A 26,598-nucleotide genomic window follows, 5' to 3' on the forward strand; every position below is an offset into this window, starting at 1 on the left:
GGTGCGCGTCAGCCCAGCGGTGTGAGCAGGCAACGCCCGATCATCCCGACGCTGGCGTCGACGCGGTCGACGAGTTCCTCCGTCAGATCGGGCAGCTCCCGTATGGCCCACAGCGCGCGGAACGAGGCCCAGGCGGCGTTCCGCGCGGCCTCCAGGGTCCAGGAGCCGACGAGATGCGTCAGCGGGTCGGCGACGTCGAGCAGATCCGGCCCCGGCATCAGCTCCTCGCGGATCCGCTCCTCCATGGTGACGAGCACCTCGCCGATCCGGTGGAAGTCGCCCTCCAGGGCGCGCGGCTCGGTGCCCAGCGCCCGGCACGTGTCGGTCAGGGCCAGGGCCAGGTCGTGTCCGATGTGGGCGTTGATCCCCGCCAGCGCGAACTGCAGGGGCTGCACGGCAGGGTGGCCCCGCAGCTGGAACAGCGGCCGCCAGCAGGCCGGCGGCCGGCGGCCCTTGGACGCCTGGTCGACGGCGTGCAGATAGCGCTTGGCGAAGCGCACGTCGAGCTCGGCCGCCGCCCGCCGGTTCCGGAAGGCGCCGGCGGACACCCGGTGGCCGACCTCCTCGGTGACGGTGAGGTACACCCGGTTGAAGACAGCCACTCCGTCCCGCGGGGGCAGGGCGGCCTCCAGGCCCCGCATGCGCGCCAGGACCCAGTCGATACCGGCAGGCATCGCCGGCTGCGCCCGCGTCATCGTCATACGCACAGAGTGACAGATGAACACGGAGCGTAGGCGAAAGTGTCGGATAGTTAACCAGTACGGGTGAACGAAGCCCGTGCTCTCCGTGGGAGCGTCACGCTCTGTCGTCGTCGTAGCCGCTGGTGCCGGCGTCCAGCAGGGGCTCCTGCTCCTTGAGGTGGGCCGGGGCCAGGGCGCGCAGCGCGTGGTAGCCGGTGATCACCACGATGGTGCCCAGGGCGATGCCGCTCAGCTCGAAGGTGTCGCTGATCCTCAGGCTCACGCCGCCGATGCCGATGATGATGCCGGCTGCGACCGGCACGAGGTTCAGCGGATTGCGCAGGTCGACCTTGTTGTGCACCCAGATCTGCGCGCCGAGCAGGCCGATCATGCCGTAGAGGATCACGGTGATGCCGCCCAGGACGCCGCCCGGGATGGCGGCCACGACCGCGCCGAACTTCGGGCACAGGCCGAACAGCAGGGCGAAGCCGGCGGCGGCCCAGTAGGCGGCGGTGGAGTAGACCCGGGTGGCCGCCATGACGCCGATGTTCTCGGAGTACGTGGTGTTGGCGGGGCCTCCGACCGCGGTGGAGAGCACCGTGGCCGCGCCGTCCGCCGCGATCGCGGTGCCCAGCTGGTCGTCCAGCGGGTCGCCGGTCATCTCGCCGACCGCCTTGACGTGCCCGGCGTTCTCCGCGATCAGTGCGATCACCACCGGCAACGCCACCAGCGCCGCCGACCAGCCGAAGCTCGGGGCGTGCAGCGAGGGCAGGCCGATCCAGTCCGCCTTGCCCACCGCGGAGAGGTCCAGCCGCCAGTGGTCGACCGCCTCGGTGCCGCCGTGCACGGAGTGGATCTTCCCGAAGACCCGGTCGAGGACCCAGGAGAGGGCGTAGCCGAAGACGAGACCGAGGAAGATCGCCACGCGGGACCAGAACCCGCGCAGGCACACCACCGCGAGCCCCGTGAACAGCATCGTCAGCAGCGCCGTCCACTGGTCCTGCGGCCAGTAGGTGCGCGCGGTCACCGGCGCCAGGTTGAAGCCGATCAGCATGACGACCGCACCGGTCACCACCGGCGGCATCGTCGCGTGGATGATCCGCGCACCGAACTTCCGCACGGCCAGACCGCTCAGGAAGAGCGCCACGCCGACCACGAGGATCGCCCCCGTGACGGCCGCACTGTCGCCGCCCTGCCCCCGGATGATCGCGGCGACGCCGACGAAGGAGAGGCTGCACCCCAGGTAGCTGGGCACGCGGCCGCGGGTGGCCAGCAGGAAGATGGCCGTCGCGACGCCCGACATCATGATCGCGAGGTTGGGGTCCAGCCCCATGAGGACCGGCGCCACGAACGAGGCGCCGAACATGGCCACCACGTGCTGGGCGCCCAGGCCCGCGGTCCGTGGCCACGAGAGCCGCTCGTCCGGTCTGACGACGGCCCCGGGGGCGGGGGTGCGCCCGTCGCCGTGCAGGGTCCAGCGCACGCCGAGGCCCATGGTGCTCCAAACGTTCAGGGGGAAGTGGTGATCCGGACCATGCTAAGCGGGCCCGGAGCGGCCTCCGGCCACTGTGCGGTGCCCTGGGGTGTTGCTGCGATCGGCGCAATAAACACCTCGTAGGGCTGTATGGCCACGCTCGTCAGATGTTTATCGGTTCATGCGAGGTATGCATCCGGTGTCCGATTTCCTGCAATTCAGGAGACACACATGCGCAAGCTCGTCGGCCGCACCGCGGCCGCCGCGATCCTCGCCGGCGCCACCATTGTTCCGGTCGCCGGAGTGGCCCAGGCCGCCCCGCAGGTCGCGTCCGGCAACCAGGCGTGGACCTGGGACGACGACCACGACGGCGACCGGGACAAGGGTCACCGGGACAAGGACAAGGGCCGCGACAAGGGCCGCGACCACAACCGCAAGGACCGGGACAAGGACCGCGACCGGGACCGTGACCGGGACAAGGACCGTGACTGCGACCACGGCCGCAAGGACCGGGACCGCGACCGGGACAAGGACCGCGACTGCGACCACGGCCGCAAGGACCGTGACCGGGACCGCGACTGCGACCACGGGCGCGACCGCGACCGCGACCGTGACTGCGACCACGGCCGCGACCACGGCCGCGACCGGGACCGCGACTGCGACCGTGGCCACAGCCACAGCCACTACCGTCACAGCAGCTACAGCCACCACGACAACTGGGGCGGTTGGGGCAACTGGGGCTGGAACGGCATCTGGATCGGCAAGTGGAAGAACAATGACTGGTGGGGCGGCTGGGGCGGCCACGGCGGCCACGGCGGCCACGGCGGCCACGGCGGCTGGGGCGGCAACGGCGGCTGGGGTGGCCACGACAGCTGGGGCAACAGCCACGACAGCTGGGGCGGCCACGACGACCACGACCGCTGGGGCGGCGGGCACCACAAGAGGGACTGCGACGACAAGTGGGACCGCAACGACCACGACCGCGACTGCGGCCACAACGGGCACCACGGTGGCGGCGGTCACGGCTGGGCGATTGTGATCTGACCTGCTGCGCCTGACCTACGGTTCCCCTCCACCGCGGGCCGTGGCCGACCCCTCCGGGTCCGGTACACGGCCCGCGGCGGCGTCCGGTGGGGCCGGGGCCCGCAGCATTCCGGCCCCCGCCGTGAGCCCCGCCGCCAGCACGGTCACCACTCCGAAGGACACCACGAGCGACGTGGCGTCCGCGATCTGCCCGAGCACGGCCGGCGCCACCAGCCACGAGGTGTAGGTGATGGTCGCCACGCCCGCGATCGCCCGGCTGGGGTCCCGGTCGCTGCGGCCCGCCGCGGCGAAGGTCAGCGGGACGACGACGGCGATGCCGAGCCCCATGAGCGCGAACCCGCCGATGGCCTGCACGGCCCCCTGGGCCGAGACCACCAGTAGCCCGCCGCCGGCCGCCAGCACGCCCCCCGTCCGTACCGTCCGCACCGGACCGAACCGGCGCACCGCCGCGTCACCCGTCAGCCGGGCCACGGCCATCGTGCAGGAGAAGGCGGTGGTGCACGCCGCGGCCACCCCGGGGTCGGAGCCGAGGACGTCGCGGAGGTAGACGGCCGACCAGTCCAGGCTCGCCCCCTCGGCGAAGACCGCGCAGAATCCCACCGCCCCGATGGCCAGCACCGTCCGCGGCGGCAGGGCGAACCGGGCCGGTGCGTCCGCGTCGGCTTCGGGACGCAGGTCGAGGACCCAGCGGCAGACGAGCACCCCCGCCGGCACCAGCGCCGCCGCCGCGAGTCCCAGGTGGATCCGGGCGTCGGTGCCGGCGTGTGCGGCGAGCGTGCCCACCGCCGAGCCGACGAGCGTGCCGACGCTCCACATGCCGTGCAGCCCCGACATGATCGAGCGGCCCAGCCGCTCCTCGGTCTGCACCCCCAGCGCGTTCATCGCGACGTCGGCCATGCCGGACGCTGCGCCGTACAGGCCCATCGCCCCGCACAGGGCGGCGGGCCCGGGACACAGGGCGGGCAGCGCGAGCGACGCGCTGAGCAGGGCGATCAGCAGCCGCAGCGCCGTCCGCGAACCGAAGCGGTGGGTCACCCGTCCCGCGAGCGGCATCGTCAGTGCCGCGCCGATCGCGGGGCAGGCCAGGGCGATGCCGAGCCCGCCGGGGCCGATGCCGGTGTGCTCCTGGATCCAGGGGATGCGGGTGGCGAGGTTGCCGCTGACGGCGCCGTGCACGGCGAAGACCGCGGCGATCGCGAACCAGGCCCGGCGCACGCGGGATTGTGTGGGGTCGGTGCTCCTGTCCATGCCTCTCCTCACCCGCCGACGGCCCGGTCGGCTGCCCTCAGTGCATCAGCAGGCCCCCAGGTCCTGCCAGACCCCCCACTCGCCGGTGGTGCCGGGCTCCTCGCCCTGCGTCCACCACTTCGCCTTCCAGGAGCGGGACTTCCACGAGACGGTGGTGCCGCCGCCGTAGGCCGTCGCCCGGTCCCAGGCCGGCGCGGTGCAGGCGCCGCCGGTGGGGGTGCCCGTCGGGGTGCCCGTCGGGGTGCCGGTCGGGGTGCCCGTGGGCGTACCGGTCGGCGTCGGGCTCGGGCCGGTGGGGTCGACGACGGTCGTGCCGCGGGCCAGGTCGCCGGCCAGGGCGTACGTCCTGCCGCCGAAGGCGACGGTCCAGTTGGAGGGGGTGGAGGTGGGCAGGTAGTAGACGAAGTCGATGTCCACGGAGGCGCCCGGCGCGAGCGACTGCGAGGCCGGCAGCTTCACCGAGACCCGGTGGTAGTCGCCCTTGAGCCCGCCGATGTTGTCCGGTGCCGTGTGGTCGCTGCGGACGACCTTCAGGCCCCAGCCCGACTGGTCCTTGGCGTTGCCGGGCGCCGAACTCGCATAGTCGAACTGGAACTCGGATCCGCCGGGGAGTGTGGTGCGGGTGTTGTTGGTGATGTGGATCTTCGGGTTGATCGGGTAGTTGGAGTCGCCGAGGGGGAAGCCGGTGAAGTCCACGCCGACGTCCAGGGCCTGGGACGGCAGCTGGGTCGTCGCGCGCTGCGCGCCGTACGCCGGGGCGGACTTGAACGCGTCGTACATCGCGCCGGTGAGCGTCGAGCCGGGCTCGTACTGCCCCTTGGCGGCGTTCCAGCCGTAGTCGCCCGCCAGCTCCCAGACCATGGTGCCGCCGAGCCCCTTGTCGACGACGTACTGGGCCTTGGCCTTCACCGACTGCTCGTCCTCGGTGGAGAGGAAGACCTTCTTGTCCGCGTTCCACAGCCAGGGGGCGGTCAGTGTGGTGTCGTAGCGGCGGGCGTACGAGCCGGTGAGCTTGGTGCCGGCCGGGAAGCCGTAGCGGGTGACGTAGTCGCCGACGACGCCCTTCTCCAGGTTCTTCGCGTGCCACATCGGATTGGAGCCGGCCGGGGACTCCTTGCCGTCGTCGTCCTTGTCGTGCCAGAGGTTGTCGATGCCGACGGCGCCGTCGCCGCAGCTGGTCAGGCCGGAGCCGGCGGGACAGGACGTGGTCCTCGCCGTGCCCCAGAGGCCGTCGGTGCCGCCGGTGACGTTCTTCCAGCCGCGCGTGTAGTACGGCAGGCCCAGGTTGATGCGCCCGGCCGGCAGCGCGCCGCGGAAGTAGTGGTAGGCCCAGTCGCCGTTGAGATAACCGATGCCGCCGTACTGGGCGGCGCCGTAGACGCCCCACTTGGCGAGTTCGGCGTCCTTTCCGTCGTCGTACAGCGCGGCGTTCGGGCCGACGAATTCGTTCCAGGCGCCGTGCAGGTCGTACGACATGACGTTGACGTAATCCAGGTATTGCGTGGTCCGGTACGTCTCCATACCGCGCAGCAGATAGCCGGAGGAGGGGGCGGCGACGGAGAGCAGATAGTGCTTGCCGTCGGCTGCGCCGGCCCGGTCGAGCTTTTCCCGCAGCGTCTTCATCAGGGCTGCGTAGCCCTTGTTGAGGCCGCCGCGCCGGGCATTGGCGAGGGCCCAGTCCTTGGGGTTGCCGGCGTCCTTCATCGAGGTCGGGTACTCGTAGTCGATGTCGACGCCGTTGAACCCGTATTTCTTGACGAAGGCGACCGCGGAATCGGCGAAGGTGTCGATCCCGGCCTGGTTCACCGAGCCGTCGGCGTTCGTCGCCGTCCTGTAGAAGCCCCCGGAATCGACGCGCTTGCCGTTCTCGTCGATGTAGCCGCCGGTCTCCGCCCAGCCGCCGACGGAAATGAGCGTCTTCACCTGCGGGTGCTGTTTCTTGAACTTGTTCAGCAGGTTGAAGTGGCCCTTGTACGGAAGGGCCGGGTCCATGTCGGCGCCGGCCACGCCGGGCCAGGTCATTCCGGTCGCCGGATTGTCCGTGCCGTCGGCGCCGACCGAGATCCTGTCGTCGGGGCCCACGTGCGCGAAGGCGTAATTGAGGTGGGTGACCTTGTCCCACGGGATGTCGGGGGCGAGATAGGCGGGGGTGCCGTCCCGGCCCGTGCGCCAGCCGGTGAAGTAGCCGATGACGCGGCGCTGGTGATCGGCGCCCGTCTTCTCGCGGCCGGCGGAGTCGTAGACCGAACAGTAGGGGACGTCGACGCCGGGCGTGGCGTAGAGGCCGTCGGGGCGGCACGCGGACTGGTCCTCGGCGTGCGAGGCGGTCACGGAGAGCGTGCCCACCAGCAGCCCGGCGAGGGCGGTGCCGGCCGAGGCGAGGACGGCGGATCTCCGGGTACGGGTGCGGGTGCGGATGCCGCGGCGGTGGGAGCCGCTGGATCTCTGGCGGGACAACACGATCGAGTTCCTCCAGTGGGGGGCTCATACGAGAGCGGTGCGTGGGGGGCTTGCGACGTGCTGTGGCCCGTGGTGTGCGCCGACCGACGGGCCGTACTCCGCGGAGGTGTGGCAGAGGTTAAGAGGACTAGACCAGTGCGTCAATAGGTCCGGACCAAACCCGCTGCCGGTCTCTCTCCGGGGCGGATGTGAGGCGGCGCACTGTGTCAAGCCCCCGTGGACACCGTGGCGCCGGGCGGCGTACGCTCGGAGTCGCCCGAGCTGCGGAGTGCAAGAAGCCGCAGGTCAGGCACCTGTACCATTGATGATTCATTCAGTACGCAGCGCACTCCGGGGTCGGTGAAAGTCCGAACCGGCGGTTACAGTCCGCGACCCGTCCGCAGCCAGCGGCCGGTTGACCAGGTGAAATTCCTGGACCGACGGTTAAAGTCCGGATGGGAGGCAGTGCGCGGCGGGCCCGCATCGGCACACCGTCACCGGTGACGCGGATGGGTGGCGGCCCCGTCGCCGGGAGCACCGGCGTCGGCACACAGCCGTCCCCTCCCTCCGTCCCCGTCGTGGCCCCCGTTGTGGTGTACCCGCTCATCGTCGTCCCGTACGACGGCCCCGGAGTCCGTGCCCGAAGAGGCAGGAGGACCCGGTGGCCACCGCGACCGAAGCAGACGCGATGCGACGCGCCATCGCGCTCGCCGCCCGCGCCCTCGGCTCGACCAGCCCCAACCCCGTCGTCGGCTGCGTCCTCCTGGACGCGGACGGCCGCATCACCGGCGAGGGCTGGCACCGGCGCGCCGGCGAGCCGCACGCCGAGGTCGACGCCCTGCGCGCCGCCGCCGAGGCCGGCCACGACGTCCGGGGCGGCACCGCCGTCGTCACCCTGGAGCCCTGCAACCACACCGGCCGCACGGGCCCCTGCGCCCAGGCCCTCCTGGACGCCGGCATCGCCCGCGTCGTCTACGCCGTCGCCGACCCCAACCCCACCGCCACCGGCGGCGCGGCCACCCTCGCCGCCGCCGGCGTCGACACCGAGGGCGGGCTGCTGGCCGACGAGGCCGCCGCCGGCAACGCCGCATGGCTCACCTCCGTGCTGCACAAGCGCCCCTTCGTGGTGTGGAAGTACGCCGCCACCCTCGACGGCCGCAGCGCCGCCGCCGACGGCACCAGCCGCTGGATCTCCTCCGCCGCCTCCCGGGCCGACGTGCACCGCCTGCGCGCCGAGGCCGACGCCGTCGTCGTCGGCTCCGGCACGCTGCGCGCCGACGACCCCCACCTGGCCGTCCGCGGCCCGGTCCCCGGGCGGGACGCCGTCACCCAGCCGCTGCGCGTCGTCGTCGACACCCGCGCGACGGTCAAGCCCGGCGCCCGGGTCCTGGACGACGCCGCCCCGACCCTGATCGTCGTCGGCGAGGATGCCGACACCGGCCACCTGCCCGGTGTCGAGACCGTCCGGCTGCCCGCCGGCACCACCGGCATCGACGTCCACGCCCTGCTCACCGAGCTGTACGAACGCGGCGTGTGCTCCGTGCTGCTGGAGGGCGGCTCCACGCTCGCCGGAGCCTTCCTGGCCGCCGGCGCCGTCGACCGGGTCGTCGGCTACCTCGCCCCCGCCCTGCTGGGCGCCGGTCCCTCCGCCCTCGGCGACGCCGGAATCGGCACGATCGCCCACGCACTGCGCCTGGACGTCACCGACGTCACCCGCATCGGCCCCGATCTGCGGATCACGGCCACCCCCCTCGCTCCCGTCCCTGCCCCCGTCTCCGCCACCGAGGAGAGCTGAAGTGTTCACCGGAATCGTCGAAGAACTGGGTGAGGTCGTCGCCGTCGAGGAACTCGGCGACTCCAGCCGGTTCAGGCTGCGCGGCCCCCTCGTCACCGAAGGCGCCAAGCACGGCGACTCGATCGCCGTCAACGGCGTCTGCCTCACCGTCGTGGAGACGGAGGACGGCGAGTTCACCGCCGACGTGATGGCCGAGACCCTCAGCCGCTCCAGCCTGGGCGCCCTCGCTCCCGGCTCGCGCGTCAACCTGGAGCGCCCCATGGCGCTCGGCGGGCGCCTCGGCGGCCACCTCGTCCAGGGCCACGTCGACGGCACCGGCACCATCGTCGAGCGCGTGCCCGGCGAGCACTGGGAGATCGTCAGGATCGCCCTCCCCGACGGGCTCGCCCGCTACGTCGTGGAGAAGGGCTCCATCACCGTCGACGGCGTCAGCCTGACCGTCGTCGAGGCCGGCGACGAGCACTTCACCGTCAGCCTCATCCCCACCACCCTCGACCTGACCACCCTCGGCATCAAGCAGGCCGGCGACCCGGTCAACCTTGAGGTGGACGTCCTCGCCAAGTACGTCGAGCGCCTCCTGGGGCAGCGCGGCGCGAAGGAGACCGCCGCATGAGCGCCCTCGACCGGCTCAACCAAGAAGCCTTCGCGGCCTTCGGCCAGCACGTGATCTGGTCCGACATGGTCGGCAACTCCATCGGCCTCGCCGCCCTCGCCCTCGGCTGGCGCCGCTCGGTGCTGACCTGGCCCACCCAGCTGCTCTCCGGCGTCATCCTCGTCGCCGCCTACGCCTCCGCCCACCTCAGCGGCGGCATCGGCAAGCAGCTCCTGGTCATCACCGTCGCCCTGTGGGGCTGGCGCCAGTGGGCCGGCGGCCGGCGGGACGCCCAGGACGGCTCCATAGCGGTCCGCTTCGCCACCTGGCGCGAGCGCGCCCTGCTGCTCGGCGGCACCGCCGTCGGTACCCTCGCCGTCGGCTCCCTGTTCACCGCCGTGCCCGAGCTGTCCTGGAACCCCTGGCCGGACGCCTACATCTTCGTCGGCACCCTCGCCGCGATGGTCGCCCAGGCCCGCGGGCTCGTGGAGTTCTGGTTCGCCTGGCTGCTGGTCGACGTCGTCGGCGTCCCGCTCGCCTTCGACAGCGGGCTCGCCTTCTCCGGCCTCGTCTACATCGTCTACCTCGTCCTCGTCCTGTGGGGCCTGCGCGACTGGTGGCTGCGGTCCCGCGCGAGCGCCCGCACCGCCACCGTTCCGGAAGGAGCAACGGCATGACCGCCGTACAGAGCTGGTACGCCACCGACAACGGTGACGCCGACGTGCTGGCCCTCGACCCCGTCGAGCGGGCCATCGCCGACATCGCCGCCGGCCGGCCCGTCGTCGTCGTGGACGACGCCGACCGCGAGAACGAGGGCGACCTCATCGTGGCCGCCGAGAAGATCACGACCGAGATCGTGGCCTTCATGATGAGCGAGTGCCGCGGCCTGATCTGCGTGCCCATGGAGGAGCCGGACATCGACCGGCTCGACCTGCCGCAGATGGTCGGCCAGAACACCGAGTCGATGCGCACCGCCTTCACCGTCTCCGTCGACGCGAGCCGCGCGCACGGCACCGACACCGGCATCTCCGCCGCCGACCGCGCCCTCACCATCCGGCTGCTGGCCGACCCCGCGGCCGTCCCCGGCGACTTCGTCCGCCCCGGCCACGTCTTCCCGCTGCGCGCCCGCCCCGGCGGCGTCCTGGCCCGCAACGGCCACACCGAGGCCGGAGTGGACCTCGCGCGCCTCGCCGGACTGCGCCCGGCCGCCGCGATCGTGGAGATCGCCGGCGAGGACGGCGCCATGCTGCGCCTGCCCGAGCTGGTGCCCTTCGCCCGCAAGCACGGCCTGTCGATCATCTCCATCGAGGACCTGATCGCCTACCGCAAGTCCAACGAGCCCACCGTCCGGCGCGAGGCCACGACCCGGCTGCCCACCGCCTTCGGCGAGTTCCGGGCCCACGGCTACCGCTCCACCGTCGACGGCGTCGAGCACATCGCCCTCGTCGCCGGCGACCTCGGCGACGGCCAGGACGTGCTGGTGCGCGTCCACTCCGAGTGCCTGACCGGCGACGTCTTCGGCTCGCTGCGCTGCGACTGCGGCCCCCAGCTGCACGCCTCCCTGGAGCGCATCAGCAACGAGGGGCGCGGCGTCGTCCTCTACCTCCGCGGCCACGAGGGACGCGGCATCGGCCTGCTGCCCAAGCTGCGCGCCTACGAGCTGCAGGAGGACGGCCGCGACACGCTGGACGCCAACCTCGAACTGGGCCTGCCCGCCGACGCCCGCGACTACGCCGCCGGCGCGCAGATCCTCACCGACCTCGGCGTGCGTTCGCTGCGGCTGCTGACGAACAACCCCGACAAGACCGCGGCCCTCGTCCGGCACGGTCTCAAGGTCACCGGCCGCGAGCCCATGCCCGTCCAGGCCGGGGAGCACAATCTGCGGTACCTGCGCACCAAGCGGGACCGCATGGGGCACGACCTGCCCTGGCTGGAGGCCGACCAGGTCTCCGCCTGCGGCAACCAGTGACCCACGCGCACTGACGAACACCGACGAACAGACCGAAGCGACCGAGGAGAGCGACACGTGAGCGGCAAGGGTGCACCCGAGCTGAGTGTGAAGAACTGCCAGGACCTGCGGGTGGCCGTCATCGCCGCGCAGTGGCACGAGAAGGTGATGGACGGCCTCGTCGACGGCGCCCTGCGGGCCCTGCACGACCTCGGCATCGACGAGCCCACCCTGCTGCGCGTGCCCGGCAGCTGGGAGCTGCCCGTGGTGGCCAAGGTCCTCGCCGGCCGCGGCTACGACGCCGTCGTCGCCCTGGGCGTCGTCATCCGCGGCGGCACCCCGCACTTCGAGTACGTGTGCGAGGGCGTCACCCAGGGCCTCGCCCAGGTCTCCGTCGACACCGGCGTCCCCGTCGGCTTCGGCGTCCTGACCTGCGACACGGAGGAGCAGGCCCTGGACCGCGCCGGGCTGGAGGGCTCCGCCGAGGACAAGGGCCACGAGGCGGTCACCGCCGCCGTCGCCACGGCCGTCATCCTGCGCTCGGTGTCCGAGCCCTGGCACTGACCCGACGGCCGGACCCCGTAGGGTAGGACCACCATGTACAGGAAGACGTTCGAGGAGCTCTTCGCCGAGCTCCAGCAGAAGGCCACCGGCGACCCCGCCACCTCGCGCACCGCAGAGCTGGTGGGCAAGGGCGTCCATGCCATCGGCAAGAAGGTCGTCGAGGAGGCCGCCGAAGTCTGGATGGCCGCCGAGTACGAGGGCGCCGAGGCGACGGCCGAGGAAATCTCCCAGCTGCTCTACCACCTTCAGGTGATGATGGTGGCCCGGGGGATCTCCCTGGACGACGTATACGCTCATCTCTGACAGACGCGACTTCCCCGACCCGCCCCTTTGGCACAACACACCTCCGCACGAAGGAAAACGACCTCATGCTGCGCATCGCCGTTCCCAACAAGGGTTCTCTCTCCGAGCCTGCGTCGGCGATGCTCCATGAGGCCGGCTACCGCCAGCGCAAGGACCGCAGGGAGCTCGTCCTCGTCGACGCCGCCAACGACGTCGAGTTCTTCTTCCTGCGGCCCCGCGACATCGCGGTCTACGTGGGCTCCGGCAAGCTCGACATCGGCATCACCGGCCGCGACCTGCTGCTCGACTCCGGCTCCCGGGCCGAGGAGATCATGCAGCTCGGCTTCGCCGGGTCGACCTTCCGCTACGCCACCCGCCCCGGCACGGCGAAGGACGTCAGCGAGTTCGGCGGCATGACGATCGCCACGTCCTTCTCCGGCCTGGTCACCAAGCACCTCGCCGACAACGGCGTGAGCGCCTCCGTCGTCCACCTCGACGGCGCCGTCGAGACCGCCATCCAGCTCGGCGTGGCCGAGGTGATCGCCGACGTCGTCGAGACCGGCACCACCCTGCGCAACGCCGGCCTGGAGATCATCGGCGAGCCCATCCTCAAGTCCGAGGCCGTCGTCATCCGCCGCCACGGCGCGCCGGCCGACGACCCCAAGGTGCAGCAGTTCCTCCGCCGCATGCAGGGCGTCCTGGTGGCCCGCCGCTACGTGATGATGGACTACGACATCCGGGTCGAGCAGGTCGACCGGGCCGTCGCCCTGACCCCCGGCCTGGAGTCGCCGACCGTCTCCCCGCTGCACCACGAGGGCTGGGTCGCCGTCCGCTCGATGGTCCCCGCCCAGGACGCCCAGCGCGTGATGGACGAGCTCTACGAGCTGGGCGCCCGCGCCATCCTCACCACGGGCATCCACGCCTGCCGCCTCTGACAGCCCCGCCAGGAAGAACGCACACCGTGTCCACCCCCGTGCCGCCGCCCGGCCTGCCCGAGCTGCCCGTCACCTTCCGCCCGACCCGCACCCGGATCGTGCTGCTGAGCACCGGCACCGCCCTGCTCTGCGTGCTGACGGCGCTCTCGCTGATGCTGGAGACGTTCACCACGGGGGACCGGATCACCTTCATCGGCACCGGACTGCTCGGCCTCGGCGTCCTCGCCCTGCTCAGCCGCCCCAAGGTCGTCGCCACCGAGGACGGCGTCACCGTCACCAACCTGACGACGACCCGGCGGCTGGCCTGGGCGCAGGTCGTCCGGGTCAACCTGCGGGCCGGCGACCCCTGGGTCCACCTCGACCTCTCCGACGGCACGAGCCTGCCCGCCATGGGCATCCAGACCGGCATCGCCAAACAGCAGGCCATCGCCGACGCCCGCGCCCTGCGCGCGCTCGCCGAGACGCACGGCACGGGAAGCTCGTCCACCTGAATCGGTGCTGCTCCCGGTTCCATGATTACTCTGGTGTCAGGGGCACGTCCGTGCCCCGCCCCCGCACGGGGCACCTGCGAACCGAGGAGTGACGTACTCCGGCAATGGACGGACCGTCCTGTAGTACCTGCGCCGCCCCCCACAGCGAGGCGGCGTCATGAGTGTCACCGTGTCTCTTCTGCTGCTCGCGGCAGCCCTGCTCCTCATCCTCGCGAACGGATTCTTCGTCGCCGCCGAATTCGGCCTGGTGACCGTGGAGAAACCGGAGGCCGAGCGGGCCGCTGCCGACGGCGACCCCCGGGCACGCACCGTGGTGGCGTCGCTGCGCGAGCTCTCCTTCCAGCTCTCCGGCACCCAACTGGGCATCACCATCACCTCCTTGGTGGTCGGCATGCTCGCCGAGCCCGCCCTGGGCCGGCTGCTCACCGGCCCGGTCGGCATGGCCGGGCTCCCGGACGGCGTCGCCCCGGGCGTCGCCGTGGTGGCCGGCATGCTGCTGGCCTCCGCCGTCCAGATGGTCGTCGGCGAGCTGGTCCCCAAGAACTGGGCGGTCTCCCGGCCGCTGCAGGTCGCGCGGTTCGTCGCCGGCCCGCAGAGCCTGTTCGCCCACTTCTTCCGGCCCGTGATCACGCTCCTCAACGCCGTCGCCAACCGGCTCGTACGGGCCCTGGGCGTCGAGCCCGCCGAGAAGCTGGCCTCCGCCCGCACCCCCGGCGAACTCGTCTCCCTCGCCCGCCACTCGGCCCGGGCCGGCGCCCTCGAACAGGACACCGCCGACCTCTTCGTGCGCACCCTCTCCCTCGGCGGCCTCACCGCCCAGCACGTGATGACCCCCCGGGTGAAGGTCAGCGCCCTGCAGTCCACCGCCACCGCGGAGGACGTCCTCAACCTCACCCGCGCCACCGGCCTCTCCCGTTTCCCGGTCTACCGGGACCGGCTCGACGAGGTCATCGGCATGGTCCACCTCAAGGACGCGCTCGCCGTCCCCGGCCACGACCGGCTGCGCACACCCGTCGGCCGGATCGCGGTCGCCCCCCTGCTCGTCCCCGGCACCCTGCCCGTGCAGCCGCTGCTGGAGCGGCTGCGCAGCGAGCAGCCGATGGCCGTGGTCGTCGACGAGTACGGCGGCACGGCCGGCGTCGTCACCCTGGAGGACATCGTCGAGGAGCTCGTCGGCGAGGTGCGCGACGAGCACGACGCCGCCGACGCGGCCCGCCCGGAGCTGGCCCCGGCGGCCGGCGAGGACGGCCGCCCGGCCTGGGACGCCGACGGCGGCTGCCGCGTCGACGCGCTGCGGCGCATCGGCCTGGAGGCGCCCGACGGCCCGTACGAGACCCTCGCCGGTCTCGTCGCCGGGCTGCTGGGGCGCATCCCCGCGGCCGGGGACGTCGCCGAGCTGCCCGGCTGGCGGCTCTCGGTGCGCCGGGTCGGCCACCACCGTGCCGAGCGGGTGCGGTGCGTCCGTACGGACCTCCCGGCGGGGGCGCAGCGATGAACATGCTGCAACTCCTCTTCGCCCTGGTGCTGGTGCTCGCCAACGGCTTCTTCGTGGGGGCCGAGTTCGCGCTCGTCTCCGTGCGGCGCAGCCAGATCGAGCCGAAGGCGGCCGAGGGTTCGTCCCGGGCCCGCACGGTCCTGACCGGGCTGGAGAACCTGCCGCAGATGATGGCGGCGGCCCAGTTCGGCATCACCATCTGCTCCCTGACGCTGGGAGCGGTGGCCGAGCCGACCGTGGCACGGCTGCTGGAACCCCTCTTCCACGCGGTGGGGCTGCCCGGGCAGCTCGTCCACCCGCTGGGCTACGTCATCGCCCTCGCCCTGGTGGTCTTCCTGCATCTGGTCATCGGCGAGATGGTGCCCAAGAACCTGGCCATGTCCGCGCCCGACCGGGCGGCGCTGTGGCTGGGTCCCGGGCTGGTGACGTTCGCCCGGCTGTGCCGGCCGGTCACCCGGCTGCTCGGCGCGTGCGCGCACGGCGTCCTGCGGCTCTTCCGGGTCGAGCCCAAGGACGAGGTGGAGGCGGTCTTCACCAGTGAGCAGCTGACCCACCTCGTCGAGGACTCGCGGCAGGCCGGTCTGCTGGAGCCGGAGGAGCAGGAGCGGCTGGAGGACGCACTGGGGCTGGGCAGCCGCCCGGTCACCGACGTGCTGCTGGACCCGGCCACGCTGGTGACGGTCGATCCGTCGGTCACGCCCCGGCAGGTCGAGGAGCTGACCGTACGCACCGGCTACTCCCGCTTCCCCATATGCGCCTCTCCCGGCGGGGCGTTCATGGGCTACCTGCACGTCAAGGACGTGCTGGACCTGGAGGACCGCGACCGGGCCGTCCCGCAGCGCGTGTGGCGCCGCGTCGAGACGCTGCGGGCCGAACTGCCGCTGGACGACGCACTGACCGTGATGCGCCGTGCTGCCGCGCACCTGGCGGCGGTCACGGACGCCTCGGGGCGCGTGCTGGGGCTCGTCGCCCTGGAGGACGTCCTGGAGATGCTCGTCGGCGAGGTCCGCGACCCCGCGCACCGGGAGGTGCCGGAGGCACGCATGCCGGAGGGACAGGAGGCGATGGTCGGCTGAGCCGACCCGGCACCGCCGGGCCCGCGCTGCCGAGCTCCGCCGCGGCGGGGCCTGGCCCCGCCCCTTCACCCGTTCCCGGGGGTGGGACCACACCTTGACGGCAGGCATGTCAGAGAGTCGTAGCCTGGTAAACGGGTGCCCCCTTCCACATGGACGCGATCAAGGCGGAGGCTCTCAGAGCGGCGAAGCCCAAGACGCTGTAGACGATCAAGATGAGGGTGAAGAACCAGAACATGCCGACGTCGGACCATGCGGAATCCACGTGGCCGAAGGTGATGAGCCAGGCCAGGATGTAGAAGATGGTGAATGCGGCGGCAAGCAGGGCTGTGATCACTCCGGCGAGCGCGGGCAGGATGGCGGGCAGGAAGCCGAGCAGCGGTACATAGTCGTCGCGACGGGTTGCGGCCAGCGCGTAGGCGCAGACCAGGAGAAGAATGCAGGCCAGGGTGTAGTAGCCGTTGCCGCCGTTCCAGTGGAGGAGTTCCTGCGTGTTGGCAGCGTATTGATCGTTGAAGGTCTCTCGCCAGTTCTCGGCCACAACGCTGATGAAGACGTAGGTCATGCCGACCCAGATGGCTTGGAAGGTGAAGCCGGCGAGGGTCGCGCACACGGCGAAGACGGTCCGGTGAACGGGGATCCGGCGCAGGTGCTGGATGCTGAGCCGGATGGCCGACGTGATCGTCTGGCCGGTCAGGCGGGTGCTCCGGTACGTTGCGCGCGCGCCCTGGAGCCACATCCAGGCGGTGATGAGTGTGGCAAGGAACGAGGCGGTGATGCTGCCGACGCCGAACCAGGAGGTCACGAGGGTTCGGACGACCTCCCACAGCTGCAACGGGTCGGGGATGAGGCTTGAGTTCTCAGCAGGGGATGTCACCGGGACCTCCGGACGGCGTTTCAGGTAGTGAGGTCGTCAGGGGCGGAGTATCGGGCCCCTTCGCCTGCCGATGCCATGGCGCTCTGCAAAGTGCTCTTGGAGGCGGGAGTGCCGGAACTGGTATACCGCTCCGAACTGGCGCAGCACTCCCCGTTCGTAGGCGTCTTCGAGAAACCGCATCAGCCGTAGGGGGAGTCGTTGTCGTAGGGCCAGCCAGCACCGGACGAGCAAGAAGAAACCCCAAGCGGTATCACAGAATCCGGACAGCGCAGCTACCAGCGCAGCCCCGAGAGCGATCACGAGCCCGTCCTGGACGCCGACTGCGCTGATGATCCCCAGCGCCACTCCGAGGCTGAGCCCGACCGACCTCAAGGCCGCCATGCCCCGGTCGCCGACCAACAAAGAACGAGGGCTCAGCAGAGCTGTCTGGACCGGCCCTATCAGCGAGTCCGCCAGACCTGTCACCAGAACGACGGCGCCCGCGGCTGCGACCACGGCTGCCAGCAGCCCCCAGAAGACACCGAACTGGTTCCACAGCACGCTGGCGAGACCGAGGCCGATCCCTCCCGCCGTTCCGGCCGCGAAGTTGGACATAAGCAGACGGAATCGGCCCCCCTTGTGAAGCACAGCGCGGACGGGAACGTGCTCGGACCTGGAGATGCTGCGGCCCCATACCGTTTCCACGACCTCGCCTCCGAATCCAAAGACCAAACCCCCTCCCACGCCCACCGCACCCCCTACAACAGCACCGAATGTCTGTGCCATCGCCCAGCCCAGCAGCACACCTCCTCCGATTCCGAAGAACGTTCCGAGCGCCCAGCGGGGGACCGCGCGGTCCAGCCTCCACCAGGCCAGATCATGTGTGTGTTCTTCGTCGAGGTGACGCGCGAGGAATCGCAGCCATCTCTCCACCTTCTCCACTTCCCATGAGGGGTGGGGGCGGGCGCCGAGCGGTGTGGGACGGCTCTGGTACCTCGACGGGATGAGTGCGTCGAGGAGGTGTTTCTCGATGGACTCCCGTGTCGGGAAGAGCGCGGTGTCGGTGAGCCGGTCCGGTTCGGAGGCCGTATCGGCAAACGCCATTCGGGTGAGGAAGACCATCAGCGGAGTGGACAAGACGTTGGCCAGAGGCTCGTTCGGTCGCCCGCGTAGATGGGCGGAGAGGGCCTCCCATCGCGCGTCGCCGGGTGGTGCTGAACGACGGAGGTACTCGGCGGCGTCGCCGGGTGTGATGGGGGCGAGCTCCACTACGGCGGCAGCTGCGAGGACCGCACGTGTTGTGGTGGTAAGGGCCTCGTAGTCGTCGGAGCGGCAGGTGACGACGAGAGGCTGGTTGCCGGCGGTCGCCCGGTCGATGCTGTCGAGGATTTGGGGGTGGGCCTGCACGTGGATTTCGTCAACGCCGTCCAGAATCGGCAAAATCTTCTCAGCCTTGATCAAGCTTCGTGGGATCTCGTCACGACCACCGTAGTATTCCTGAGCCAGCTTGCCGGCGATCCAGTCATGCAGATGCTCGCGCCTCGGGTCCCAAGAACCAATGGACAGCAGCACGGGCACGGGCCCGCCTCGTTCCCGGCGGCTGAGAAGACCGAGTGTCAACGTGATCGTCAACACTGTCTTCCCGGAGCCAGGGCCCCCGAGCACCACCATCCGCCGCTTCGGTAGCGACAGGAAACCATCGACGATCTGGTTGAGGTGCCCCTGTAGCCGAAGCCGGATCACTCGGCCGCCGATCGCACTGCCGAGGACGGCTTCCGGGTGGTCGGAAACAGACGGTCGGCGTGAAGTCGACCAGCGCACTGTCATGGGATCGGTCTTGTGCAGTCCCTGGTTGGCGGCTTGCTGCTGCCATAGCCGTTGCACCTGGGCTGCTAACTCATCGGCAGCGGCATCTGCCTGTACGACGGCGTCAACCTGAGCGTTCCGATGCTCACGTATCCCCTGCTGCCATGTCAGCCAGAGCCCCGTGAGACCGATGGGTACACCGGTGATCAGTGCGCCGACGCTGCTGAGTTGGTCGGCTCGTTCGAGCCCTTGCCGGGCAAGGAAGAGGAGTGATCCGATGAGCAGAAGCCCAGATACGCAGGCGACACTCACACGCCACCATGACAAGCGCTGACTTGGCATGCTCCCATACTGTCAGCAGAAGAGCTCTGCTCAAGTAGATCCGGACAGGACTGAGTACCGCAACGGCCCTGCACTCGGCCCGGTGCCGGAAAGCACAAACCTGCACTGCCGCCCCGGCGTTTCCCTCATTGGGATGAACGGGCACATGCCAGCGGGCACGGGTGCCGTGGGCTCCGCCGAGCCGGCCGCGCCGTACCGGCCCTCCACCCGGCGTCACGGCGCGGGATCCTGCGGATCCCGCGCGTCGCCGCGGCGGCCGCGGGGCGAGCCCCAGCCGGGGCCCGACAGCACCTCGCCGTACGCCTGCATCAGGTCCGGCAGGCGCAGCGTCGCGAGGTCCTCGCGGGTCGGCGTGCCGGGGTAGCCCGACAGCCGCAGGTCGCGGTACGCGCAGCTCTTCTCGTACAGCGTGCGCAGGAAGCGGCCGTTGCCGAGTTCGTCGATCCAGCCCTGCTCGACGACGTGGCCGCTGATGCTGCGCAGCTCCTCCAGCGCCTCCTCGTCCCAGGCGTCGCCGTTCTCGCCGGCCAGCACCTCGCCGATGCTGGTGAGCTCCAGGGGGCGGTAGCTGGGGAAGTCCACGCGGGTGGTGAAGCGGGAGTGCAGGCCGGGGTTGGCGGCCAGCAGGCGGTCCATGCCCTCGGGGTAGCCGGCGAGGATGACCACCAGGCGGTCGCGGTTGTCCTCGGCCCGCTTGAGCAGCACCTGCAGCGCCTCGTCGCCGTAGGCGTCGCCCTTGCTGTAGCCGGAGTTGGAGAGGCTGTACGCCTCGTCGACGAAGAGCACCCCGCCCAGTGCCGAGTCGATCAGCTCGTTGGCCTTGACGGCCGTCTGCCCGAGGAACTCGCCGACCAGGTCGGCCCGCTGCGCCTCGACCAGGTGGTCGCCGCCGAGCAGGCCGAGGGCGTAGAAGACCCTGCCGAGGATGCGGGCGACGGTGGTCTTGCCCGTGCCGGAGGGGCCGGAGAAGACGAAGTGCCGCTTGGGGGGCTGGACGGGCAGGCCCTGGCCGGCCCGCAGCCGGGCCATGTGCAGCTGGGCGGAGAGCGCCCGCACCTGCCGCTTGACCGGCTCCAGACCGACCATCCGCTCCAGCTCGGCGAGGGCCTCGGCCAGCAGCACGGGGTCGGAGCGGCCGGGCAGCGGCGGGGGACCGGGCTGGGCCGGCACGCGGAACTTCTCGCGCACGCCGTCGGCCTCGGCGGGGGCGTTGCCCGGGGACGCGGGCCCGGGGACCGCGCCGGGGTCGGTGCCGGTGAGGACGTCGCGGCTGTCGAGCGGGTCGGACGCGGCCTGGACGTCCTGCTCGCCGCCCGGATCGGGGGACTCCGGGAAGAGGGCACCGCCCAGCGGCGCCGGGGCCAGGTCCACGGGGTCGTCGTCCAGACCGTCCCCGTCGGCGATGGCGGTGAGCCGCGCCGAGGTGTCCATGAACGAGGGGTCCACGCGGTGCACGGCCCGGTAGAGGGGGAGCGCGGCGGCGCTGCGGCCCGTGCCCTCGTGGGCCCGGGCGAGCCAGTAGCGCAGCTCCTTGCGCTGCGGCTGTTCGCTGCGGCAGCGCATCAGCGCGGCGGCGAGCAGCGGCTCGGCGTGCCCGTACATCTCCAGCCGGACCCGGGCCATGCCGCCGAAGAGCCCCGCCTCGATGCCGAGCAGCGGGTCGTCCAGGAGCGGCTCGGTGTGGCCGACGAGCTGTTCCCAGTCCTTGACCAGGTAGGCGCGGCAGGCGTGCAGGAAGCGCACCTGGGGGTCCGTCTCGACGGGCGGGCAGCCGGCGAGGGCCCGGTCGAGCTCCGGGACGTGCCGGCCGTCGAGCCAGTGCGAGGCGTGGGCGAGCAGCAGGTCCCGGCCGCTCTCCAGCACCGGCTGCACCCACCAGCCGAGCCAGTACCAGGAGTTGAGCGGGCGGCGGTGGCGGCGGCGCTGCTCCCCGAAGCGGTCGCGGTGCCGGTACATGCGCAGCAGCGCGGTCGTGGTCTCGGCGCGCAGCGCGTGCAGGCCGAGCCAGGCGTCGGCCATCCCGGGGTCGACGCGGACCGCGGTCCGGAACTCCTTCTCCGCCTCGGTGTACGCGCCCATGGTGTAGGCGTCGACGGCGCGCAGCCAGGCGAGATCGGCCGGGGCGGGCGGGCCCTGCATGCCGAGATCCATCACGTCCCCCACAAACCTGCCCCCGTAGCGTGCCGTGCCGCCGGGCGAGTGCCTTGGCCGCGCCTTTCCGAACTGCTGTGCTGTGGACGGGAGTTGCCGGCCGTGCCGACGCCTCCCGCCGAGGTGCCCGGGGAGATCCCGGGAGCTGCCCGCCGATGGGGTGCGCCGTCTCGCATCGTACCTGCGCGGTCGGGGTCGGCCGAAGGGTGCGGGGGCGCAGATCACGGCGCCGCCGTGAGCCGGGGGCGGTCGCGAAAGCGATCCGGAGAGTGGTCACCGAGCGTGACGCGGTGGGGTGGTGGGGCGGAACAAAGGGCGCAAAACGCAGCACCCGGCGCAGTACGAAGCCCCCGATCACGGGGGAACAACCGGGGGCTTCGCGTCTGCAAGCGGCTTGTCTCAGCCGCACATTGAGAACGTAAGTCCTGTACGCCCCCTGGGTCAAGCCGAGTTGGGGCAGTCGGCGGGGAACGTGCGCAGCCGGGGACCGGCCCGGCCGGGGGTGGGCACGGAGCGTGACGGCGGCCGCGAATCAGTTGGTTTTCTGCTGCCCCGGCAGCAACACATATCCCTCTTTCCCCTGCAGTACCAGGAGTTCCGCGTACGGGCGTGAGGGGTCGGTTGTGAAATGTGCGCGCTCCGCTCGCTTCCAGCCGTCCCAGAATTCGGTCAGTCCGGGGCCGTCGCGGAGTTGACCCCTTTCCCAGGAGCCCTCATCCGTCAACTCCATCCACAACAGGCAGGCGAGGTAGGGGCGTAGCGCGCTCCGCCCCGCGCCGACGCCCTCCACCAGCACCACGGGCGCGGCCTCCAGCGCCCGTTCCGCCGAGAAGCTCCTCGCCACCCAGTCGTACGCCCGGTACCGCGCGGCCTCTCCCCGGGAGAACGGACCGAGCACCCACTCCCGCAGCCGCCCGGTCCACTCGAACAGCTCCTCGTGCGTGGCCAGGTCGTCCAGGTGCAGTACGGGCGCGCCGCCCAGCGCCGCCGCCAGCCGCCCGGCGAACGTGGTCTTCCCGGAGCCCGCATGGCCGTCCACGGCCACGAGCCGGACCGGCCCGACCGAGGGGGGCAGCGCCCGGAGCCGGCGGGCGAGGGCGTCCAGGCCGCCGGGGGAGGCGGCCGCCTCCCCCGGGTCATGGCTGAATTGATCGTTCACCGGACCACCCTAGGACCGGCCCGTGCCCCGCCCCGCATTGAGGGCGCGCCGCGCGGGAATCACTGGTCTGGACCGTCCGAGCGGCGATAGTGGTCCGGCCCGGACCGGCCGGAGCGCACCCGCAGCCCCACACCCACGACTGGGGGACCACCGTCATGTCCAGCAGATCCACACCCCGGCGCGCCGTGCTCGCCGCAGCCCTCGCCGTCACGGCGGCCGCCGCGCCCCTGTCGTCGGTGGCCTCCGCGTCCGCGGCCCCGCGCGGCGGGCCCGGCCGCCCGGACGGCAGCGTCGACTACCGGGCCTGGACCACCTTTCCCCAGTGGGCCGGCGGCAGGGGCGCCGGCACCAGGGTCCTCGGCGGCGCCCGTCCCGGGCTGGTCCTCGACCGCCCCCTCGGTACCGTCGAGTACACCGACCCGCACACCGGCACCACGGCCCGCTGGGAGTACGCCACCTGGCACTCCCCGGTCCACGTCCTGCCGGAGCCCGCGAGCGAGATCGTCGTCTCCTGGAACGCCCGCACCCCCGCCGGCACCTGGCTGCAGGCGGAGCTGCGCGCCGCCTACACCGACCGCACGCACAGCCCCTGGTACGTGATGGGCCGCTGGACGTCCGGCGACGGGGCCGGCGACATCCGCCGCACCTGCGTCGACGGGCAGGGCGACAAGAAGAGCAGCGTCTCCACCGACACGCTGGCCGTCGACGACCCGTCCGGCGGACTCCGCCTGGCCTCCTACGAGCTGCGGCTCACCCTCCACCGCCGGCCCGGCACCTCCCGCACCCCCACCGTCTGGCGCGTGGGCGCGATGGCCTCGGACATCCCCGACCGCTTCACGGTGCCCGCGTCGAGGCCGGGGGAGGGGGCGGGCCACGCGCTGCGGGTGCCGCGCCACTCGCAGGAGATCCACCGGGGCCAGTACCCCGAGTACGACAACGGCGGTGAGGCGTGGTGCAGTCCCACCTCCTCGACGATGGTCATCGAGTACTGGGGCCGCGGCCCCAGCCGCGAGGACCTCGCCTGGGTCGATCCCGCGTACGCCGACCCACAGGTCTGCCACGCCGCCCGCCACACCTACGACTACCAGTACAAGGGCTGCGGCAACTGGCCCTTCAACGCGGCCTACGCGGCCACCTACCAGGACCTGCAGGGCGTGGTCACCCGGCTGCGCTCCCTCAACGACGCCGAGCGGCTGGTGCGCGCCGGGATCCCGCTCATCACCTCCCAGTCCTTCCTCGCCACCGAGCTCGACGGCGCCGGCTACGGCACGGCCGGCCACCTGATGTGCGTCGTCGGCTTCACCGGGGACGGCGACGTGATCGCCAACGACCCGGCCAGTCCGTCGAACGCGGCCGTCGAACGGATCTACAAGCGGCGGCAGTTCGAGAACATCTGGCTCAGGACCAAGCGGTACAACGCCCAGGGACAGGTCAGGAGCGGCACCGGAGGCATCTGCTACCTCTACTTCCCCCTCCGCCCGACGACACGTCAGGCACGCGCCCTGGCGTCGGTGGGGGTGCGCTGAGGGGCGCGCGCCCGGGAGGAGGGGCGCGGGAAGGGAGGAGATGCATCTCACGTCGCGAGCGCGTTTCGGACAGTGGGGGAGGGGACCTCGCAGGAGGCGGGGGCGGTGCGTGGCCGAATGCGGATGACCCATGTCCGCTTGTTGCTTCCATTCGAACGAACGATCAGTAGCCTCTGGTCAACACCCCACGGCACCTCCCCCGCCCCCCACTCCGCCCAACACCCTTGCGACGAGCTGGAGACACAGTCTGATGGAGCGTCCCACCCCGGCCCCCCGGGGCGTCGACCTGTCCGTGGACGGCGACCGCGCGGTCGGTTATCCGGGGCCGCCGAGCCCGCGCGAGAATGCCGTGCATCCCGGTGCCGCGGGCGGCGAACCGGCATTTGCCGGGCTCACGGGGGTGGGGTGGCGGCCGTGACCGGAATGTCCAGTGGCAGAATGTTGTCCGTGGATCAAACCGTCACCCCGGTTTCGTATGCCGCCGTGGACACGGCCGTGGGTACCCCCATGGCCGTCCCGCACGCCGCATCCGACTTCCGGGACGACCGGCTGCGCCGCTTCGCCGCGATCTGGTGCCGCGCCCTCTACCCGGCCACGTCGGGCGTCATGGTGCGCCCCATGACGCGCGCCCGGTTCGAGCGCTGCCTCGTGCCGCTCGCCGCCAGACTCCGTGACGTGCTCTACTCGCGCCCGTTCGACCCCCGCCCGGCCTCCGAGGTCGGGGCCGCGCTGGTGCGGGCCCACATCACCGACCCCGACGCCCTGCCGCTGATCCTCGGCGTCATCGACGCCTACCTCGTCCTCTACCTGCCGCCCGACCACCCCATGCCCGCCGAGGAGAGCCGGGCCCGCTGCTCGCGCGTGCAGCACGCGGTGGCCGCGGGCTTCGCCCGGGCCCTGGGCGAACGCACCCGCGCCGAGCAGGAGACCGCCTCCCGTGCCGCTTCCGTCGCGCAGGCCGCGACGGAAGCGGCCCTGCACGGCAGCGAGGCCCGCTTCCGCGCGGTGTTCGAGGGTGCCGCCGTCGGCGTCGGCATCGCCGACGTCGACGGCCGCATCGTGGACGTCAACGACGCGCTGATGCGCATGTTCCGCAGCCCCGGCCGCAAGGTCCACGGCCGCAACGTCGGCGAGTTCGTCCACCCCGAGGACCCGCTCGAATTCTGGGGCCTCTACCGCGAACTGGCCCGCGGCGACCGTGAGCACTACCGCGTCGAGAAGCCCTTCTACCGCAGCGACGGCAGCGTCCTGTGGACGGACCTGTCGGTCTCCCTCCTGCGGGACGCGACCGGCGAGCCCCAGTACCAGCTGGCCGTCCTGGAGGACGTCACCGAACGCCGGCTGCTGCACGAGCGCATCCGCTACGAGGCCACCCACGACGCCCTCACCGGCCTGCCCAACCGCACCCTCTTCTTCGAACGCCTCGACGGCGCACTCGGCCGGGCCGAGGAGGGGACTCACGACGGCGGTGCCCGCTTCGGCCTGTGCTACCTCGACCTCGACGGCTTCAAGGCCGTCAACGACAGCCTCGGCCACGCCGTCGGCGACCGGCTGCTCGTCGCCGTCGCCGAACGGCTGCGCGCCTGCGCGAGCGGCCCCCACGAACTCGTCGCCCGCCTCGGCGGCGACGAGTTCGTCGCCCTGACCACCGGCCCCTCGGCCGCGGGCGACGTGACCGCCCTCGCCCGCCGCATGCTCTCCGCCCTCGCCGAGCCGGTACGCCTCGACGGCCGGGACCTGTCCGTCCGCGCCAGCATCGGCGTCGTCGACGGGCCGGCCGGCGAGCTCGGCGCGGAGGAGGTGCTGCGCAGCGCCGACATCACCATGTACCGGGCCAAGGCCGCCGGCGGCAACCGCTACGAGCTCGCCGACGCCGACTCCGACGCCCGCGTCATCGCCCGGCACAGCCTCACCAACTGCCTGCCCGGCGCGTTCGACAAGGGCGAGTTCTTCATCGAGTACCAGCCCCTCGTCCGGCTGGACGACGGCACGGTACGCGGAGCGGAAGCCCTCGTCCGCTGGCTGCACCCGGTGCACGGGGTGCTGGGGCCGGACCAGTTCATCCCCCTCGCCGAGAGCACGGGCCTGATCGTGCCGCTCGGCCGGTGGGTCCTTGAGGAGGCCGCCCGCCAGGCCCGTTCCTGGCGCAGCGAGGGCGACGCGTCCGCACCCCTGCGCGTCAACGTCAACCTCTCGCCCTCCCAGCTGCGCTACCCGGCCCTGGTCGCCGACACCGTCTCCGTCCTGCGCGACGTGGGCCTCGACCCCTCCGCCCTGTGCCTGGAGGTCACCGAGAACGCCCTCATCGGCGCCGACGAGGAGGAACTGCGCCCGCTGCGCCAACTCGCCGACCTGGGCGTGGACATCGCCCTCGACGACTTCGGCACGGGCTACTCGAACCTGTCGTACCTGCGCCGGCTGCCGGTCAGCACCCTCAAGCTCGACCGGTCCTTCACGCGCGGCATGCAGTGCGCGCCGGCCGACCCCGTCGACGTGAAGATCGTCGAGGGCATCGTCTCCCTGGCCCACACCCTCGACCTGTCGGTCACGGTCGAGGGCGTGGAGACGGGCACGCAGGCCGATCACCTGCGTCTGCTGGGCTGCGACACGGCACAGGGCTGGTACTACGCCCGGCCCGGCCCGCCGGAGCGCCTGCACACCCTCTCGTTGGTGGACGCGGCGTCCTAGGGCGTGTCCG

Annotated in this window: 21 protein-coding genes and 1 riboswitch; of the genes, 13 read left to right on the forward strand and 8 right to left on the reverse strand. The window is 71.9% G+C overall.

What is annotated here, in order from left to right:
• Positions 1–8: 8 nt before the first annotated feature.
• Both IE182_RS08540 and IE182_RS08545 read right to left on the reverse strand, forming a co-directional pair.
• Complete coding sequence (locus IE182_RS08540) at positions 9–701, reverse strand: DUF5995 family protein (protein WP_190109053.1); 693 nt, start codon at positions 699–701, stop codon at positions 9–11.
• Between the two features lie 94 nt (positions 702–795).
• A complete protein-coding gene (locus tag IE182_RS08545; protein ID WP_190109054.1) occupies positions 796–2,175 on the reverse strand; it encodes a uracil-xanthine permease family protein in 1,380 nt (459 codons plus the stop codon).
• 210 nt (positions 2,176–2,385) lie between these two features.
• Between IE182_RS08545 and IE182_RS08550 the strand changes: the two genes are divergently transcribed.
• Entirely contained in the window at positions 2,386–3,198 is an 813-nt protein-coding gene (locus IE182_RS08550; protein WP_190109055.1) for a hypothetical protein, read from the forward strand.
• Between the two features lie 15 nt (positions 3,199–3,213).
• Here the strand turns inward: IE182_RS08550 and IE182_RS08555 are convergent, their stop codons facing one another.
• Both IE182_RS08555 and IE182_RS08560 read right to left on the reverse strand, forming a co-directional pair.
• Positions 3,214–4,446 carry an MFS transporter gene (locus tag IE182_RS08555; protein WP_190109056.1) on the reverse strand — a complete coding sequence of 411 codons (1,233 nt, stop codon included), beginning with the start codon at positions 4,444–4,446 and terminating at the stop codon, positions 3,214–3,216.
• Between the two features lie 45 nt (positions 4,447–4,491).
• Positions 4,492–6,864: a chitinase C-terminal domain-containing protein gene (locus IE182_RS08560; RefSeq protein WP_190109167.1), complete on the reverse strand. Its 2,373-nt coding sequence runs from the start codon at positions 6,862–6,864 to the stop codon at positions 4,492–4,494.
• Positions 6,865–7,227: 363 nt separating this feature from the next.
• Positions 7,228–7,358: riboswitch (FMN riboswitch) on the forward strand.
• A 188-nt stretch (positions 7,359–7,546) separates the two neighbouring features.
• On the opposite strand from IE182_RS08560, the gene ribD reads away from it, so the two are divergent.
• From ribD to IE182_RS08610, 10 genes are all read left to right on the forward strand, one after another.
• On the forward strand, positions 7,547–8,680 hold the full coding sequence (ribD, locus tag IE182_RS08565; protein WP_229844663.1) for a bifunctional diaminohydroxyphosphoribosylaminopyrimidine deaminase/5-amino-6-(5-phosphoribosylamino)uracil reductase RibD: 1,134 nt from the start codon (positions 7,547–7,549) through the stop codon (positions 8,678–8,680).
• Between the two features lies 1 nt (position 8,681).
• Positions 8,682–9,293: a riboflavin synthase gene (locus IE182_RS08570; protein ID WP_190109057.1), complete on the forward strand. Its 612-nt coding sequence runs from the start codon at positions 8,682–8,684 to the stop codon at positions 9,291–9,293.
• Positions 9,290–9,949, forward strand: a complete 660-nt coding sequence (locus IE182_RS08575) for a nicotinamide mononucleotide transporter family protein (RefSeq protein WP_190109058.1) — start codon at positions 9,290–9,292, stop codon at positions 9,947–9,949. Before IE182_RS08570 ends, IE182_RS08575 begins: the two co-directional genes overlap by 4 nt.
• The gene (locus IE182_RS08580) at positions 9,946–11,241 is read left to right on the forward strand and encodes a bifunctional 3,4-dihydroxy-2-butanone-4-phosphate synthase/GTP cyclohydrolase II (protein WP_190109059.1); all 1,296 of its coding nucleotides are present in this window, start codon (positions 9,946–9,948) and stop codon (positions 11,239–11,241) included. Before IE182_RS08575 ends, IE182_RS08580 begins: the two co-directional genes overlap by 4 nt.
• Before the next feature lie 57 nt (positions 11,242–11,298).
• Positions 11,299–11,784: a 6,7-dimethyl-8-ribityllumazine synthase gene (gene ribH / locus IE182_RS08585; protein ID WP_190109060.1), complete on the forward strand. Its 486-nt coding sequence runs from the start codon at positions 11,299–11,301 to the stop codon at positions 11,782–11,784.
• A 33-nt stretch (positions 11,785–11,817) separates the two neighbouring features.
• Positions 11,818–12,087 carry a phosphoribosyl-ATP diphosphatase gene (locus tag IE182_RS08590; RefSeq protein ID WP_190109061.1) on the forward strand — a complete coding sequence of 90 codons (270 nt, stop codon included), beginning with the start codon at positions 11,818–11,820 and terminating at the stop codon, positions 12,085–12,087.
• Positions 12,088–12,152: 65 nt separating this feature from the next.
• Positions 12,153–13,001 (forward strand): ATP phosphoribosyltransferase, encoded by an 849-nt coding sequence (hisG, locus tag IE182_RS08595; protein WP_190109062.1) that lies wholly within the window; start codon positions 12,153–12,155, stop codon positions 12,999–13,001.
• Between the two features lie 26 nt (positions 13,002–13,027).
• Positions 13,028–13,492 (forward strand): PH domain-containing protein, encoded by a 465-nt coding sequence (locus IE182_RS08600; RefSeq protein ID WP_190109063.1) that lies wholly within the window; start codon positions 13,028–13,030, stop codon positions 13,490–13,492.
• A 157-nt stretch (positions 13,493–13,649) separates the two neighbouring features.
• A complete protein-coding gene (locus IE182_RS08605) occupies positions 13,650–14,987 on the forward strand; it encodes a hemolysin family protein (protein WP_190109064.1) in 1,338 nt (445 codons plus the stop codon).
• Positions 14,984–16,063, forward strand: a complete 1,080-nt coding sequence (locus IE182_RS08610) for a hemolysin family protein (RefSeq protein ID WP_190109065.1) — start codon at positions 14,984–14,986, stop codon at positions 16,061–16,063. Before IE182_RS08605 ends, IE182_RS08610 begins: the two co-directional genes overlap by 4 nt.
• Before the next feature lie 109 nt (positions 16,064–16,172).
• On the opposite strand, the gene IE182_RS08615 is transcribed toward IE182_RS08610, so the two are convergent.
• The 4 genes from IE182_RS08615 to IE182_RS08630 all read right to left on the reverse strand — a co-directional run bounded on the left by IE182_RS08615 (position 16,173) and on the right by IE182_RS08630 (position 22,320).
• The gene (locus IE182_RS08615; RefSeq protein ID WP_190109066.1) at positions 16,173–16,865 is read right to left on the reverse strand and encodes a hypothetical protein; all 693 of its coding nucleotides are present in this window, start codon (positions 16,863–16,865) and stop codon (positions 16,173–16,175) included.
• A 108-nt stretch (positions 16,866–16,973) separates the two neighbouring features.
• Positions 16,974–19,064, reverse strand: a complete 2,091-nt coding sequence (locus IE182_RS08620; RefSeq protein ID WP_308432089.1) for an NACHT domain-containing protein — start codon at positions 19,062–19,064, stop codon at positions 16,974–16,976.
• A 213-nt stretch (positions 19,065–19,277) separates the two neighbouring features.
• Positions 19,278–21,215, reverse strand: a complete 1,938-nt coding sequence (locus IE182_RS08625; protein WP_190109068.1) for an AAA family ATPase — start codon at positions 21,213–21,215, stop codon at positions 19,278–19,280.
• Positions 21,216–21,747: 532 nt separating this feature from the next.
• The gene (locus tag IE182_RS08630; protein WP_190109169.1) at positions 21,748–22,320 is read right to left on the reverse strand and encodes a uridine kinase family protein; all 573 of its coding nucleotides are present in this window, start codon (positions 22,318–22,320) and stop codon (positions 21,748–21,750) included.
• A 209-nt stretch (positions 22,321–22,529) separates the two neighbouring features.
• On the opposite strand from IE182_RS08630, the gene IE182_RS08635 reads away from it, so the two are divergent.
• Together IE182_RS08635 and IE182_RS08640 are read left to right on the forward strand one after the other, a co-directional pair.
• Positions 22,530–23,900 carry a C39 family peptidase gene (locus IE182_RS08635; protein WP_190109069.1) on the forward strand — a complete coding sequence of 457 codons (1,371 nt, stop codon included), beginning with the start codon at positions 22,530–22,532 and terminating at the stop codon, positions 23,898–23,900.
• Between the two features lie 507 nt (positions 23,901–24,407).
• Positions 24,408–26,588: a putative bifunctional diguanylate cyclase/phosphodiesterase gene (locus tag IE182_RS08640; RefSeq protein WP_190109170.1), complete on the forward strand. Its 2,181-nt coding sequence runs from the start codon at positions 24,408–24,410 to the stop codon at positions 26,586–26,588.
• Positions 26,589–26,598: the final 10 nt, after the last annotated feature.

This window comes from Streptomyces cinnamoneus, from assembly GCF_014650495.1.
GTDB classification, from domain to species: Bacteria; Actinomycetota; Actinomycetes; order Streptomycetales; family Streptomycetaceae; genus Streptomyces; species Streptomyces cinnamoneus.

What these genes read in the sequence shown, in the direction of transcription:
- IE182_RS08540 (WP_190109053.1), bottom strand. Translation starts at nt 701, where the DNA reads ATGACGATGACGCGGGCGCAGCCGGCGATGCCTGCCGGTATCGACTGG.
- IE182_RS08545 (WP_190109054.1), bottom strand. Translation starts at nt 2,175, where the DNA reads ATGGGCCTCGGCGTGCGCTGGACCCTGCACGGCGACGGGCGCACCCCC.
- IE182_RS08550 (WP_190109055.1), top strand. Translation starts at nt 2,386, where the DNA reads ATGCGCAAGCTCGTCGGCCGCACCGCGGCCGCCGCGATCCTCGCCGGC.
- IE182_RS08555 (WP_190109056.1), bottom strand. Translation starts at nt 4,446, where the DNA reads ATGGACAGGAGCACCGACCCCACACAATCCCGCGTGCGCCGGGCCTGG.
- IE182_RS08575 (WP_190109058.1), top strand. Translation starts at nt 9,290, where the DNA reads ATGAGCGCCCTCGACCGGCTCAACCAAGAAGCCTTCGCGGCCTTCGGC.
- IE182_RS08580 (WP_190109059.1), top strand. Translation starts at nt 9,946, where the DNA reads ATGACCGCCGTACAGAGCTGGTACGCCACCGACAACGGTGACGCCGAC.
- IE182_RS08590 (WP_190109061.1), top strand. Translation starts at nt 11,818, where the DNA reads ATGTACAGGAAGACGTTCGAGGAGCTCTTCGCCGAGCTCCAGCAGAAG.
- hisG (WP_190109062.1), top strand. Translation starts at nt 12,153, where the DNA reads ATGCTGCGCATCGCCGTTCCCAACAAGGGTTCTCTCTCCGAGCCTGCG.
- IE182_RS08605 (WP_190109064.1), top strand. Translation starts at nt 13,650, where the DNA reads ATGAGTGTCACCGTGTCTCTTCTGCTGCTCGCGGCAGCCCTGCTCCTC.
- IE182_RS08610 (WP_190109065.1), top strand. Translation starts at nt 14,984, where the DNA reads ATGAACATGCTGCAACTCCTCTTCGCCCTGGTGCTGGTGCTCGCCAAC.
- IE182_RS08620 (WP_308432089.1), bottom strand. Translation starts at nt 19,064, where the DNA reads ATGCCAAGTCAGCGCTTGTCATGGTGGCGTGTGAGTGTCGCCTGCGTA.
- IE182_RS08625 (WP_190109068.1), bottom strand. Translation starts at nt 21,215, where the DNA reads ATGGATCTCGGCATGCAGGGCCCGCCCGCCCCGGCCGATCTCGCCTGG.
- IE182_RS08635 (WP_190109069.1), top strand. Translation starts at nt 22,530, where the DNA reads ATGTCCAGCAGATCCACACCCCGGCGCGCCGTGCTCGCCGCAGCCCTC.
- IE182_RS08640 (WP_190109170.1), top strand. Translation starts at nt 24,408, where the DNA reads ATGGCCGTCCCGCACGCCGCATCCGACTTCCGGGACGACCGGCTGCGC.